Raw genomic sequence first — 14,493 nt, 5'->3', positions numbered from 1 at the left:
ACTTCCCCCGCCAGACGTTTATTGGTCGTCGCCAATGTGATCGGCCGCGGCCGATCCTTAGAAACAGCGAGGACGCCGGCCATGACGACATTGACTGTAGAAGACCTTCTCCCCGAGGACGGCACGCGGGGAACACTGGTCGGCCGGGTCTGGCTGCCGCAGGTGAATGGCCCGGCGGTGGTCGCCGTGCGCGGCGATGGCGTGTTCGACGTCACCGCGAAATTTCCGACAGTCAGCGCGCTGTGCGAGGAGGACAATCCGGCCAAGGCGCTCGCCGTGGTCAAGGGTGAGCGCATCGGCGATCTCGACGCCATCGTCGCCAACACGGCCCCGGACGGGCGCGATCCCAAGAAGCCGTGGCTGCTTGCGCCGGTCGATCTCCAGACGCTGAAAGCGGCCGGCGTTACCTTCGCGATCTCGATGCTGGAACGCGTCATCGAAGAGCGGGCCAAGGGCAATCCGGCGTCGGCGGAGGCGATCCGCAAAGAGGTGACGCGGCTGATCGGCGACGACCTGTCGAAGCTCAAGCCGGGCTCGGACCAGGCGATGCACCTGAAGCAGGTGCTGATCGACCAGAACGCCTGGAGCCAGTATCTCGAGGTCGGCATCGGCCCCGATGCGGAGGTCTTCACCAAGGCGCCGACCATGTCCTCGGTCGGCACCGGCATGGATGCCGGGCTGCATCCGAAATCGACCTGGAACAATCCCGAGCCCGAGCTCGTGCTGTTCGTCTCGAGTCGCGGCAAGATCGTCGGCGGCGCGCTCGGCAACGACGTCAATTTGCGCGATTTCGAGGGCCGGTCGGCACTGCTGCTGTCGAAGGCCAAGGACAACAACGCCTCTTGCTCCATCGGCCCGCTGCTACGCCTGTTCGACGACAGCTTCACGCTCGACGACGCCCGCAAGCTCGACATCAGCTTGAATGTCATGGGCACGGACGGCTTCGTTCTCGACGGCCATTCCTCGATCAGTAAGATCAGCCGTGATCCGACCGATCTCGTCGCGCAGACCATCGGCAAGATCCATCAATATCCCGATGGCTTCGTTCTCTTCCTCGGCACGATGTTCGCACCCGTGAAGGATCGCGACGCGCCGGGCCAGGGGTTCACCCACAAGCGCGACGACATCGTCACGATCGCCGCGCCCCAGCTCGGCAAGCTCGTCAACCGCATGCGCACGAGCGACGAGTGCGAGCCGTGGACCTTTGGCATCGGCGCGCTGATGAAGAACCTGGCGCAGCGGAAGCTGATCTAGTTTCTTCGCCTCTCCCCGCGTGCGGGGAGAGGCCGACACGCGACGCGTGGCGGGTGAGGGGGACTCACCACGAGTCGATCTGCTCGAGGGACGCAGAGCTCCACCCACACCGTCATTGCGAGCGCAGCGAAGCAGCCCAGAGTCCCTCCGCGGAAAGATTCTGGATTGCTTCGCTGCGCTCGCAATGACGAGGAGGAGAGGTCGCGGGCTCGTCTCTCGCTGTTTTCGCGGAGACACTTCTCTTCCCGTAAGAACGGGGCGTGGGAGCGGCGTTGCCGCTGCCTCGCAATTTCTCCTTCATCTCCCCGTTGCATCGCCGGGACAAAATCGCGCTTAGCGTGTCGTAAAATTGCGCGCCGCAGCCCACATGCAATTTCTCGAAATAGTCAAATAATATGACTAGTCGAAGTCCGTCTTCCGTGAAATAGTGTCTCCAGCCGCCCTAGAAGGCTGGCCTGTGGGTGCGATGCTACCAATCGGCGCCCGGATAACATCTTGGGAGATACGCCTGATGACCCCTAAAGCCCTCTTTGCGGCCAGCGCCATCGCGGCCTCGCTGCTCGCGCTGCCGGCCAGTGCCGGCCAGCTCACCATGGGCTTCTCGCAGATCGGATCGGAATCCGGTTGGCAGGCGGCGGAGACGTCGGTCTCCAAGCAGGAGGCCGCCAGGCGCCAGGTCGATCTCAAGATCGCCGACGCCCAGCAGAAGCAGGAGAACCAGATCAAGGCGATCCGCTCTTTCATCGCGCAGAACGTCGATGCGATCTTCCTTGCGCCCGTCGTCTCGACGGGGTGGGATTCGGTGCAGACAATGCCTTTCGCGGCATCGTCGCGACCGGCATGACCTTCGTCAGCATCTCCGGCGGCATTGATCTCTCGGTCGGCTCGGTGATCGGCTTCACCACCGTGTTCGTCGCGCTGGCGATCGAGCGCTGGGGCGTGCCCCCGCTGGTCGCCTTCGTCGCCATTCTCGCGCTGTCGGCCGCCTATGGCGCGGCGCCGCTGGCGCGACGGCCGGTGGCCAGGAGGGCGGGAGCAGCCACATGACTTCGCGCATCGTCGTCATCCCGACACGGCGGGCCCACTCCAACCACGCGGAGGTCGCTCGTTCGATCGGCGTCGACATCATCGCCGGCCGCTATGCGGAAGGCACGCGCCTGCCCGGCGATGCCGAGATGATCGCGATGTTCGGCGTGTCGCGGCCGGTGCTGCGCGAGAGCGTGAAGACGCTGGTCGCCAAGGGCCTGCTCACCACCAAGGCGCGGGTCGGCACCGTCGTGCGCGAGCGCGGCGCCTGGAACATGTTCGACGCCGACGTGCTGGCCTGGCACCTCGACGCCGGCATCGACAAGCGCTTCCTCAACGACCTCGCCGAGATCCGCCTCGCGGTCGAGCCACGCGCGGCCATGCTCGCGGCCGCGCAGCGGTCCGAGGAAGACATCGCCGCGCTCCGCCGCAGCATGGACCGCATGCGGCGCGAAGCCTCCGACTCGGTCGGTTTCGCCGATGCCGATCTCGCGCTTCACGTCGGCGTGGCGCGTGCCTCCGGCAATCTGTTCATGCGCTCGATCGGGCACGTCATCGAGGCGGCCTTGCGCGCCTCGTTCCTGCTCAGCGCTCCGGTCGAGACCGAGGACCGCGAGACCGTGCTGCTCTGGCACCAGAAGATCGTCGATGCCATCGCGGCCGGCGATGCGGACGCCGCATCCGAGGCCATGGTCTATGTCATTCGCAACGGCATGCGCCGCCACGACGGCACTGTGATCGAGACCGCCCCGGCCGAGCCGCTGCCGTCAGCGGATACTGGAGAACAAGCGTGACAGACCTACGCATCGCCATCGTCGGCTTCGGCAAGATCGCGCGCGACCAGCATTTGGGTGCGATCGCGGCGACACCGGGCGCGACGCTCGCAGCCGTTGCCAGCCGCAACGCTTCGCTGCCGGACCTGCCGCATTTCGCCACCATCGAGGACCTGTTGGAAAGAGGTCCGCCGATCGACGCGGTCTCGCTCTGCACCCCGCCGCAGGTGCGCCGCGCCCAGGCCGCCGCGGCGCTCGCCGCCGGCAAGCACGTCATGCTGGAAAAGCCGCCGGGCACCGGTGTGGCCGAGCTCGATCCGCTGATCGCGATGGCGACTGATGCGAAGCGAACGCTGTTTGCGACCTGGCATTCGCGCTACGCGCCGGCGGTCGAGCCGGCGCGCGAATGGCTGGCGAGCCGCCGGATCAAATCCGCGCACATCAACTGGAAGGAGGATGTCCGTGTCTGGCATCCCGGCCAGGCCTGGATCTGGGAACCAGGCGGGCTCGGCGTGTTCGATCCCGGCATCAACGCGCTGTCGATCCTGACCCGGATCCTGCCGCAGCCGGTGTTCGTCACCGCGGCCGAGCTTGCCTTCCCGGCCAATTGCCAGGCGCCGATCGCCGCGAACCTGAACCTGACTGATATCAACGGCCTGCCCATCACCGCCGAGTTCGACTTCCGGCAGACCGGCCCGCAGAGCTGGGATATCCTCGTGGAAACAGACCGGGGCCGGATGACATTGTCTGATGGCGGCCGGCGGATGGCCGTCGACGGCAAGGCCATTGCGGATGCGCCCGATCGGGAATATCGCGAGTTGTACCAGCGCTTCGTCAGGCTGGCGGCGTCAGGCGCAAGCGATGTCGATCTGGTGCCGTTGCGTCTCGTCGCCGACTCTTTCCTGCTCGGCAAGCGCACGATCGTCGAACCCTTTGTGGACTGACCATGGCCGGCTCGAGGAAAATAGAAAAGGACGTCTTCGGAACGCTGCCCGACGGCCGCAAGGTCGAGCGCGTCGTGCTGCGCGGGGAGGGCGGCTTCGAGGCTCGCATCATCACCCATGGCGCGGTGATCCAGGCGCTGATCGCGCCGGACGCCAAAGGCCGTCACGACGACGTCGTGCTCGGCCATGATCGCTTCGCCGGCTATCTCGCCGAACGTAAATTTCTCGGCGCCACCGTCGGCCGCTACGCCAACCGTATCGCCAGAGGACAATTCCCGCTCGATGGCGAGACGGTGCAGCTTGCCGTCAACAATGGGCCAAACGCCCTGCACGGCGGCCTCGACGGCTTCGATCGCAAGCTTTGGGACATTGCCGCAATCGACGAGGGCGCCGAGCCCGCGGTGACGCTCACCTATTCGAGCCCGCATGGCGAGGAGAATTATCCCGGCAAGCTCGACGTCCGCCTGATCTATCGCATCACGGGCCCGACCGAGCTGTCGCTGACGATGGAAGCGCGGACCGACCGGCCGACCATCGTCAACCTGACCAACCACAGTTTCTTCAACCTGGAAGGCGCCGCGTCCGGCACGCCGATCCTTGACCACAAACTCACGATCGCCGCCGGACATTTCCTCGCTATCGATCCCACCGCCATTCCGCTGCCGGAGCCGCCGCGCGCGGTGGCGGGAACGCCGTTCGACTTCCGCGAACCACGGTCGGTGGGCGAGCGCATCCGCGAAAGCGATCCACAATTGCGAAACGGCAGGGGCTACGACCACACCTATTGTCTCGGCCGCGATGGCATGCTTGCGTTCGCGGCGCGGCTGGAGGCACCGCGCTCCGGGCGTATCATGGAGTTGCTCACCAATCAGCCCGGGCTCCAGGTATATTCCGGCAACTATCTCGACGGCACGATCTCGGGCAAGGGCGGCAAGCTGATCCGGCAATCTGACGCCATGTGTCTCGAGCCCCACATCTGGCCGGATGCGCCGAACCGGCCGGACTTTCCGAGTCCGCGCCTCGATCCGGGCCAGGTCTACCGGCACCACACCGTCTATCGCTTTGGGGTGAGGGCATCATGACGGAGCAGGTGCCGACCTCGGTTCTTTCCGCTGAGCAGTGTCATCTCGGCGAAGGGCCGACCTATGATGTGACCACCGACACGGCCTGGTGGTTCGACATCCGCGAGGGCAAGCTGTTCGAGGCGCATCTCGGCAGCGGCGCGATCCGCAGCCACGCGCTCGGCCGGATGGCGAGCGCGCTCGCGCGCATCGATGCCGGGCGGCAGTTGATCGTCGCCGAGGACGGGCTCTACATCCGCAAGCTCGCCGACGGTGCGATGACGCTGTTCTGTCCGCTCGAGGCGGACAACCCGGCGACGCGCTCCAATGATTGCCGCGTCCATCAGTCCGGCACGTTCTGGATCGGCACCATGGGCAAGAAGGCCGAGCCGAAGGCGGGGGCGATCTACGCGCTCCATCGCGGCAAGATCTCGACGCTGTTTCCCGGCATCAGCATCCCCAATTCGATCTGCTTCTCGCCGGATGGCGCCACGGGCTATTTCACCGACACGCCGCGCGCGGTGCTCTATGCCGTGCCGCTCAATCCCGCGACCGGCTTGCCGCGCGGCGAGCCCGAGGTGCTGCTGCGCCACTCTGGCATCGGCGGCCTCGACGGCTCGGTCTGCGACGCCGACGGGCAGATCTGGAATGCCTGCTGGGGCGCGAGCCGCGTCGACGTCTACTCGCCGCAAGGCGAGCGCCTGCGCTCGCTCAGCGTGCCGGCAAAGCAGGCGAGTTGCCCCGCCTTCGTCGGCCCCGACCTGTCGCGCCTGCTCGTCACATCCGCGTGGCAGGACATGGATGTGGCGGCACGCGCCGCCGATCCGCAGGCCGGCTGCACCTTTCTGCTCGAACCATCCGCGCGCGGTCGCGCGGAGCCCGACGTCAAGCTCGCATAGGAGGCTGGAAGCCGCACACGACCGACGTTCTCGACGACACGAAAAACAGTCCGACACCCAAAGGGAGTGAAACATGCTGAAACTGAAGACGACCCTTCTCGCGCTGGCTGTCGCAAGCGCCGCCGCGCTGATCGCCGGATCGCCTGCCTCCGCCCAGGACAAGGCGACCGTCGGCATCGCCATGCCGACCAAATCCTCGGCGCGCTGGATCGACGACGGCAACAACATGGTCAAGGTGCTGAAGGAGCGCGGCTATAACACCGACCTGCAATATGCCGAGGACGACATTCCGAACCAGCTCTCGCAGGTCGAGAACATGGTGACCAAGGGCGCCAAGGCGCTGGTGATCGCCGCGATCGACGGCACCACGTTGTCCGACGTGCTCAAGCAGGCCAAGGCAAAAGGCATCACCGTGATCGCCTACGACCGCCTGATCCGCGGCACGCCGAACGTCGACTATTATGCGACCTTCGACAATTTCCAGGTCGGTGTGCTCCAGGCCGAGTCGATCGTGCAGGAGCTTGGCCTGAAGGACGGCAAGGGTCCCTTCAATATCGAGCTGTTTGGCGGCTCGCCCGACGACAACAACGCCTACTTCTTCTACAACGGCGCGATGAGCGTGCTGAAGCCTTATATCGACAGCGGCAAGCTCGTCGTCGTGTCCGGCCAGATGGGCATGGACAAGGTCGCGACCCTGCGCTGGGACGGCGCCACCGCCCAGGCCCGCATGGACAATCTGCTCAGCGCCTACTACGGCAACAAGAAGGTCAACGCCGTGCTGTCGCCCTATGACGGTCTCTCGATCGGCATCATCTCCTCGCTGAAGGGCGTCGGGTACGGCAGCGCCGACCAGCCGATGCCGATCATCTCCGGTCAGGATGCCGAGGTGCCCTCGATCAAGGCGATGCTGCGGGGCGACCAGTACTCGACCATTTTCAAGGACACCCGCGACCTCGCCAAGGTGACCGCCGACATGGTCGACGCCGCGCTCGCCGGCAAGCAGGTGACGGTCAACGACACCAAGACCTACGAGAACGGCGTCAAGACCGTGCCGTCCTATCTGCTCAAGCCGGTGGTCGTCTACAAGGACAATTGGGAGAAGGTGCTGGTCGACAGCGGGTACTACAAGAAGTCGCAGTTCCAGTAAGCTTCTTTCTTCTCCCTCTCCCCGTTCTTACGGGGAGAGGGTCGGGGTGAGGGGCTCTCTTCACGCGGACAGTGGTTGCTATGCACTCCGTCATTGCGAGCGCAGCGAAGCAATCCAGTCTGCCGCCGCGGAAATAGTCTGGATTGCTTCGCTGCGCTCGCAATGACGATCTGGATGCAGCGATATCGCGCAATCTCTCCCCGCAGGCGGGGAGAGGCGAAGTAAAGCAAGGGACACCCAAGCCAATGACCGCCATGCTGGAGATGCGGAACGTCAGCAAGAGCTTTGCCGGTGTGCAGGCGCTGCGCGACGTCAATTTCTCGGTTCGCGCCGGGCAGATCCACGCCCTCGTCGGCGAGAACGGCGCCGGCAAGTCCACCCTGATGAAGGTGCTCAGCGGGGTCTATCCGCATGGCACCTACGAGGGCACCATCGTCTTCGAGGGCGAGGAGCGCCGCTTCCGCGACATCAACGATTCCGAGGCGCTCGGCATCATCATCATTCATCAGGAGCTGGCGCTGATCCCGCTGATGTCGATCGCCGAAAACATCTTCCTGTCGCATCCGCCGTCGAAGCTCGGCGTCATCGATCGCGACGAGGTGTACCGGCGCACGCGCGAGCTGCTGGCGCAGGTCGGCCTGAGGGAATCGCCGGATACCCTGATCACCGATCTCGGCGTCGGCAAGCAGCAGCTCGTCGAGATCGCCAAGGCGCTCTCCAAGCGGGTGCGGATGCTGATCCTGGACGAGCCGACTGCGAGCCTCAACGAGGCCGACAGCGCCGCGCTGCTCGAACGACTGATGGCGTTCCGCGAGCAGGGCATCGGCTCGATCCTGATCTCGCACAAGCTCAACGAGGTTGCCAAGGTCGCCGACCACATCACCGTGCTGCGCGACGGCCGCACGGTCGACAGCATCGACTGCCATGCCGAGCCGATCCAGGAAGACCGCATCATCCGCAGCATGGTCAACCGCGACATGGCGCACCGTTTCCCCGAGCGCAGCGTGAGGATCGGCGAGCCCGTGCTCGACGTCGCGAACTGGTCGGTCTATCATCCGATCCACCCCGAGCGGCAGGTGATCAAGAACGTCAATTTCGGCGTCAGGCGCGGCGAGGTCGTCGGCATTGCCGGCCTGATGGGAGCGGGGCGCACCGAATTCGCCATGAGCCTGTTCGGCCGCTCCTGGGGCACCAATATCAGCGGCAGCATCAAGCTCGAAGGCCGCGAGATCGCGCTGCCGAGCGTCGCCGCCGCGATCGATGCCGGGCTTGCCTATGTCACCGAGGATCGCAAGCAGCTCGGCCTGATCCTCGCCGACGACGTCCGCAAGAACATCACGCTCGCGAGCCTCGACCAGGTCGCGCCCGGGCGGGTGATCGACGACATCGCCGAGCTGAAGGTCGCCAGCGACTACCGCAACCGCATGCGCATCCGCTGCTCCGACGTCTACCAGGAGACCGGCCAGCTCTCCGGCGGCAACCAGCAGAAGGTGGTTCTGTCGAAATGGCTGATGACCGACCCCAAGGTCCTGATCCTGGACGAGCCGACGAGGGGCATCGACGTCGGTGCCAAATACGAGATTTACTGTATCATCAACGAGCTCGCGGAGGCTGGCCGCGGCGTCGTGGTGATCTCCTCGGAGATGCCCGAGCTGCTTGGCATCTGCGACCGCATCTGCGTCATGAACGACGGCGCCTTCGTCGGCGAGTTCAAGGGCGCGGAAGCAACGCAGGAAAAGATCATGCGCGCCATCATGCGCAACGAACGAAGCAACAGCGTGCCTGAGGCCGCGGAAATGGGAGGATCGCAGCCATGACCGACAAGACGGTGTCGCTGCCCGAGGAGCGCCGGCACGGCAGCTTCATCAAGAACAATTTGCGCAATTACGGCATGCTGATCTCGCTGATCGCGATCATGCTGTTCTTCCAGGTCGTGACCGGCGGCACGCTGCTGCAGCCGCTCAACCTCACCAACCTGGTGCTGCAGAACAGCTACATCGTCATCATGGCGCTGGGCATGCTGCTGGTGATCGTCACCGGCCATATCGACCTTTCGGTCGGCTCGGTCGCGGGCTTCATCGGCGCGGTGGCCGCGCTTCTCATGGTGACCTACAAGGTCGACTACACGCTCGCCTTCGTCGCCTGTCTCGCGCTCGGTGCCGCCATCGGCGCCGCGCAGGGCTATTGGGTGGCCTATTTCAAGATCCCGTCCTTCATCGTCACGCTGGCGGGCATGCTGGTGTTCAAGGGTCTTGCGCTCGCGGTGCTGCAGGGCCAGTCGCTCGGCCCGTTTCCGCCGACGTTTCAGAAGCTGTCGTCCGGCTTCATTCCGGAACTGCTGCCCGAGGCCGGCACGCTGCATCCGACATCCATGCTGATCGGCGCCGTGCTCGCGCTCGGCCTCGTCTATGCCGGCGCCAAGGGGAGGTCGCGCGAGCAGTCGCACGGCATCGAGGTCGAGCCCTACGCGTTCTTCCTCGGCAAGAGCATTCTGCTGGCCTGCGCGGTGCTCTATTTCACCTATCTGATCGCCTCGCATCGCGGCCTGCCCAACGTGCTGGTGATCATGACCGCGCTGATCGCGCTCTATGGCTTCGTCACCCGCCGCACCGTGATCGGCCGGCAGATCTACGCGGTCGGCGGCAACGCCAAGGCGGCGAGCCTGTCGGGCATCAAGACGGAGCGGCTGACCTTCCTCACCTTCGTCAACATGGGCGTGCTGGCCGCGCTTGCCGGACTCGTCTTCGCCGCGCGGCTGAACACCGCAACCCCGAAGGCGGGACTCGGCTTCGAGCTCGACGTCATCGCCGCCTGCTTCATCGGGGGCGCATCGGCCTACGGCGGCGTCGGGCGCGTCGGCGGCGCCGTGGTCGGCGCCATGATCATGGGCGTGATGAACAACGGCATGTCCATCCTCGGCATCGGCATCGACTATCAGCAGGTCATCAAGGGCCTGGTGCTGCTGGGGGCGGTGTGCATCGACGTGTATAACCAGCGGCGGTAGCGGCACCGGCGGTGCCGTAGGGGGCGACGCGCAACGCGCCGCGCCCACCCGGGAGTCGCGGCAGCTTGTCCTTCAACCCCGAAGCAGACTGAGCTATTGCCCAGGTGTTGGGTATATGATCGAATGCCCGGATGGACCAGCGCCGGCCAGAGCCTGATCTGATCATCTTCGACTGCGACGGCGTGCTCGTCGACAGCGAGCTCCTGAGCTGCCGCTGCCTGTCCGAGGTGCTCGCCGAATTCGGTCTCGTGCTCAGCGAGGAACAGGCGCTCGAGCTGTTTCTCGGACGCAGCACCAAGGCGATCGAGCAGTACTACCGCGATCTCGGTCGGGTCGTGCCGGACAGCTTCCTGCCCCGATTGAAGTCCCGCGTGCTGGAGACGTTTGCCGCCTCGCTCGAGCCGATCCCGGGGGTGGAGGCGGTGATCTCGGGGCTCGCCGTACCGTTCTGCGTGGCGTCATCCAGCGACATCGATCGCGTCTCGCTCTCTCTCGACGTTACCGGCCTTCGGGCGCATTTCGGCGATCGGCTCTACACCGCGCAGATGGTCAGGCACGGCAAGCCGGCGCCGGATCTCTTTATCCACGCCGCCGAAAAGATGCGTGTCGATCCGTCGCGCACGCTGGTGATCGAGGACAGCGTCAGCGGCGTGCAGGCCGCCAAGGCGGCAGGCATGACAGTCTGGGGATTTGTCGGCGGCGGCCATTATCGCAGCCGCGACGGCCGGACTATATTGTCCGCCGCCGGAGCCGATCGGGTCTTCGCCCGCATGAGCGATTTCTGGGAGGTGTGAGCTCGCATGGCCGCCGAGAACGACAAGTCGAGACTCGACGACGCCGCGCGTGCCGGCTGGCTCTACTTCATTGCCGGTCACACCCAGGACGAGATCGCAAAGATGCTCCAGGTCTCGCGCGCCTCGGCGCAGCGGCTGGTCTCGCTGTGCCTCGCTGAGCGGCTCATCACCTTCCGGCTCGAACATCCCATCGCCGCCTGCATGGAGCTGGCCGCGCGCCTGAAGGACCGGTTCGACCTCGTCCACTGCGAGGTGGTGCCGGCCGATCCTGCTGCGCCGCAGGCGACTGCGGGCATTGCCGAGCGCTGCGCCAATCTGCTCGACTCCACGCTGCGCTCGGAGACGCCCGTCATCGTTGCGCTCGGCACGGGGAGGGCGGTGCGTGCCGCGGTCGAGCGCGTCACGCCGATCGAGCGGCCCAACCACCAGATCGTCTCGCTGGTCGGCAACATCTCCGCCGACGGCTCGGCGAGCTTCTACGACACCGTCGGCCGGCTCGCCGATCGCACCGGCGCGCGGCACTATCCAATGCCGCTGCCCTTCCTGATGTCGTCGGAGGACGAGCGCAACAGGATGGTGCGCATCGAGCCGATCGCCAAGGTCAAGGCGGTCGCCGCCAGGGCCGACTTGCGCCTCGTCGGCATCGGCCAGATGGACCAGAAGGCGCAGGTGCACATCGACGGTTTCGTCACCCGCGACGAGTTGTTCGAGATGATGCGCCTGGGAGCCATCGGCGAGATCACCGGCTGGGCCTATGACGCGAAGGGCCGCCTGCTCAAGGCCGGCACCAACAAGCGCCTCACGAGCATCCCGCCGGAAGTGCCGGCAAAGACTACGACCATCGGCGCTGCGGTTGGCGCAGCCAAGGTGGCGGCGATCTCTGCGGCGCTGAGCGGCGGCCTGATCAACGGCCTGATCACGGACGAGACGACGGCAAGGGCGATCCTGGAGCGGTAGAGACGGAGCAGCGCAGCAGCGGGACTCCGCTCCCTCTCCCGCCTGCGGGAGAGGGCCGGGGAGAGGGTCTCTCCGCTGGCAAGACTCCCCAAGAGGAAAAAGCCTTCACCCGGATCGCATCTGTCGATGCGATCCGACCTCTCCCGCAAGCGGGAGAGGTGGAGCAAGCCGCGGGGCTCGTTCCGAACAACTGCCATCGCGTCCGCACCCGCGCGACCTTCCATTCTTCCCGCACCGCAGCACTCATAAGTTGCTGGAATGCCAGCGCGCCTGCTTGACAAGCAAGGTTCCTACGGTGAACATACGCCCAACGCGTGGGCATATGCTCAAAAGCGCGAATCAAGGGAGGTCACCGTGAAACATGTCCTGGGCGCCGTTTGCGGCGCGTCCGTTCTGCTGCTGGCCGTCCCCGCGATGGCCGAAACGACCCTGACGATCGCCACCGTCAACAATGGCGACATGATCCGCATGCAGGGGCTGACGGGTGAATTCACCAAGAAATATCCTGACATCGCCGTGAAATGGGTGACGCTGGAGGAGAATGTGCTGCGCCAGCGCGTCACCACCGACATCGCCACCAAGGGCGGCCAGTTCGACGTCCTCACTATCGGCACCTATGAGGTGCCGATCTGGGCCAAGAAGGGCTGGCTGGTGCCGCTTGCCAATCTCGGCGCCGACTACGACGTCGCCGACCTCTTGCCGAAGATCAAGGACGCCGTCTCCGTCGACGGAAAGCTCTACGCCGCGCCGTTCTACGGTGAGAGCTCGATGGTGATGTATCGCACCGACCTGTTCGAGAAAGCCGGCCTGAAGATGCCGGAGAAGCCCACCTGGGACTTCGTGATCGACGCCGCCAAGAAGCTGACCGACAAGAACGCCGGCACTTACGGCATTTGCCTGCGCGGCAAGGCCGGCTGGGGCGAGAACATGGCCTTTCTCTCGGCGATGGCCAATTCCTACGGCGCGCGCTGGTTCGACGAGAAGTGGGAGCCGCAGTTCAACACGCCGGAATGGAAGACGACGCTCACCACCTATGTGAACCTGATGAAGGAAGCCGGCCCGCCCGGGGCGAGCTCCAACGGCTTCAACGAGAACCTGGCGCTGTTCAACGCCGGCAAATGCGCGATGTGGATCGACGCCACGGTCGCGGCGTCCTTCGTCACCAACCCGAAGGACTCCAAGGTCGCCGACAAGGTCGGCTTCGCGCTCGCGCCCAACACCGGCCTCGGCAAGAACGCAAACTGGCTGTGGGCCTGGAATCTCGCAATCCCGGCCGGTTCCAAGAAGACGGAAGCGGCCGAGAAATTCATCGCCTGGGCGACGAGCAAGGACTACACCAAGCTGGTGGCGTCGAAGGAAGGCTGGGCCAACGTGCCGCCGGGCACGCGCACCTCGCTCTACCAGAACGATGAGTACCTGAAGGTCGCGCCGTTCGCCAAGCTGACGCTGGCGTCGATCGACGCCGCCGATCCCAACAAGCCGACGGTGAAGCCGGTGCCTTACGTCGGTGTGCAATACGCCGCAATCCCCGAATTCCAGGGCATCGGCACCCAGGTGGGCCAGCAATTCTCGGCGGCGCTGGCGGGATCGACCAGCGTCGAGGCGGCGCTCTCGGCCGCCCAATCCACAACCGAGCGCGAGATGAAGCGCGCCGGCTACATCAAGTGAACCCGAGCTCTCCCTCCTGAGCTCAAACTTGCGGCCATCCACCCATTCCCGGATGGATGGCCGCCTTCTTCTTCCCGGCAGAGGAGAAGCCAGTGGCAACCCGGCAGACGCAATTCCTTGCACGGTCGCTCCTGACCCCGGCCGTCGGGCTGCTGTTCATCTGGATGATCGTCCCGCTGGCGCTGACGATCTACTTTTCGACGCTGCATTACAGCCTGCTCGATCCCGGCTCGGAAGAATTCATCGGGCTGGAAAACTTCCGCTACTTCCTCACCGATCCCGCCTTTCTCGCCTCGCTCCAGAACACGCTGGTGCTGGTCGGCTCGGTGCTGGCGCTGACCATCCTGCTCGGCATTCCCCTGGCGCTGCTGCTCGACCAGCCCGTGATCGGTCGCAATGTCGTGCGACTGATGGTGATCGCCCCGTTCTTCGTCATGCCGACGGTGAGCGCGCTGGTCTGGAAGAACCTCTTGATGCACCCGGTGTCCGGCCTGTTCGCCTGGCTCGCCAAGCTGGTCGGGCTGACGCCGGTGGACTGGTTCAACGATGTGCCGCTGCTTTCGGTGATCCTGATCGTCGCCTGGCAGTGGCTGCCGTTCGCGACGCTGATCCTGCTGACCGCCCTGCAATCGCTCGACGAGGAGCAGAAGGAGGCCGCCGAGATGGACGGCGCCAGCGCGATCTCGACCTTCATATACATCACGCTGCCGCATCTGGCGCGCCCGATCACCGTGGTGATCCTGATCGAGACCATCTTCCTGCTCACCGTGTTCGCCGAGATCTTCGTCACCACCGGCGGCGGGCCGGGCCTGCAGACCACCAACATCGCCTTCCTGATCTATGCGCAGGCGCTGATCCAGTTCGACGTCGGCAGTGCCTCCGCGGGCGGTCTCGTCGCGGTGGTGATTGCCAACATCGTCGCCTTCTTCCTCGTCCGCATCGTTGGCCGCAACCTGGAGGCTTGAA

12 protein-coding genes and 2 pseudogenes are annotated in these 14,493 nt (G+C 65.2%); all 14 read left to right on the top strand.

Translation table 11 applies throughout. The annotated features are described in order from the left end of the window. The first annotated feature begins 81 nt into the window (after window positions 1-81). The 14 genes and pseudogenes from ACRQ5Q_RS28495 to ACRQ5Q_RS28430 all read left to right on the top strand — a co-directional run bounded on the left by ACRQ5Q_RS28495 (window position 82) and on the right by ACRQ5Q_RS28430 (window position 14,492). Entirely contained in the window at window positions 82-1,254 is a 1,173-nt protein-coding gene (locus ACRQ5Q_RS28495; RefSeq protein ID WP_439393250.1) for a fumarylacetoacetate hydrolase family protein, read from the top strand. A gap of 511 nt (window positions 1,255-1,765) precedes the next feature. Further along, a pseudogene (locus ACRQ5Q_RS28490) lies at window positions 1,766-2,059 on the top strand (sugar ABC transporter substrate-binding protein); the annotation flags it as partial. Between the two features lie 2 nt (window positions 2,060-2,061). Continuing rightward, window positions 2,062-2,253, top strand: a pseudogene (locus ACRQ5Q_RS28485) (sugar ABC transporter permease YjfF); the annotation flags it as partial. A gap of 44 nt (window positions 2,254-2,297) precedes the next feature. Continuing rightward, on the top strand, window positions 2,298-3,074 hold the full coding sequence (locus ACRQ5Q_RS28480; protein ID WP_439374390.1) for a FadR/GntR family transcriptional regulator: 777 nt from the start codon (window positions 2,298-2,300) through the stop codon (window positions 3,072-3,074). After that, window positions 3,071-3,997 (top strand): Gfo/Idh/MocA family protein, encoded by a 927-nt coding sequence (locus ACRQ5Q_RS28475; RefSeq protein ID WP_439393248.1) that lies wholly within the window; start codon window positions 3,071-3,073, stop codon window positions 3,995-3,997. The genes ACRQ5Q_RS28480 and ACRQ5Q_RS28475 overlap by 4 nt, the downstream gene beginning before the upstream one ends. A 2-nt stretch (window positions 3,998-3,999) precedes the next feature. Beyond that, window positions 4,000-5,079, top strand: coding sequence for an aldose epimerase family protein (locus ACRQ5Q_RS28470; RefSeq protein WP_439393247.1), 1,080 nt, complete (start codon window positions 4,000-4,002; stop codon window positions 5,077-5,079). Then, window positions 5,076-5,957: an SMP-30/gluconolactonase/LRE family protein gene (locus ACRQ5Q_RS28465; RefSeq protein WP_439393245.1), complete on the top strand. Its 882-nt coding sequence runs from the start codon at window positions 5,076-5,078 to the stop codon at window positions 5,955-5,957. The genes ACRQ5Q_RS28470 and ACRQ5Q_RS28465 overlap by 4 nt, the downstream gene beginning before the upstream one ends. 73 nt (window positions 5,958-6,030) lie before the next feature. After that, the gene (gene chvE, locus ACRQ5Q_RS28460) at window positions 6,031-7,104 is read left to right on the top strand and encodes a multiple monosaccharide ABC transporter substrate-binding protein (RefSeq protein WP_439393243.1); all 1,074 of its coding nucleotides are present in this window, start codon (window positions 6,031-6,033) and stop codon (window positions 7,102-7,104) included. Between the two features lie 245 nt (window positions 7,105-7,349). Further along, a complete protein-coding gene (mmsA, locus tag ACRQ5Q_RS28455; protein WP_439393241.1) occupies window positions 7,350-8,921 on the top strand; it encodes a multiple monosaccharide ABC transporter ATP-binding protein in 1,572 nt (523 codons plus the stop codon). Next, window positions 8,918-10,108, top strand: a complete 1,191-nt coding sequence (gene mmsB / locus ACRQ5Q_RS28450; protein WP_439374396.1) for a multiple monosaccharide ABC transporter permease — start codon at window positions 8,918-8,920, stop codon at window positions 10,106-10,108. The genes mmsA and mmsB overlap by 4 nt, the downstream gene beginning before the upstream one ends. 131 nt (window positions 10,109-10,239) lie before the next feature. After that, window positions 10,240-10,902, top strand: coding sequence for an HAD family hydrolase (locus tag ACRQ5Q_RS28445; protein ID WP_439393239.1), 663 nt, complete (start codon window positions 10,240-10,242; stop codon window positions 10,900-10,902). A gap of 6 nt (window positions 10,903-10,908) precedes the next feature. Continuing rightward, on the top strand, window positions 10,909-11,859 hold the full coding sequence (locus tag ACRQ5Q_RS28440; protein WP_439374398.1) for a sugar-binding transcriptional regulator: 951 nt from the start codon (window positions 10,909-10,911) through the stop codon (window positions 11,857-11,859). A gap of 354 nt (window positions 11,860-12,213) precedes the next feature. Then, window positions 12,214-13,527, top strand: coding sequence for an ABC transporter substrate-binding protein (locus ACRQ5Q_RS28435; RefSeq protein WP_439374399.1), 1,314 nt, complete (start codon window positions 12,214-12,216; stop codon window positions 13,525-13,527). 92 nt (window positions 13,528-13,619) lie between these two features. Beyond that, window positions 13,620-14,492, top strand: coding sequence for a carbohydrate ABC transporter permease (locus ACRQ5Q_RS28430; RefSeq protein WP_439393237.1), 873 nt, complete (start codon window positions 13,620-13,622; stop codon window positions 14,490-14,492). Window position 14,493 lies beyond the last annotated feature (1 nt).

It is taken from the genome of Bradyrhizobium sp. PMVTL-01, from assembly GCF_051861855.1.
In the GTDB taxonomy this organism is placed as follows: domain Bacteria; phylum Pseudomonadota; class Alphaproteobacteria; order Rhizobiales; family Xanthobacteraceae; genus Bradyrhizobium.
This window is presented reverse-complemented; position numbering and strand designations above follow the sequence as displayed.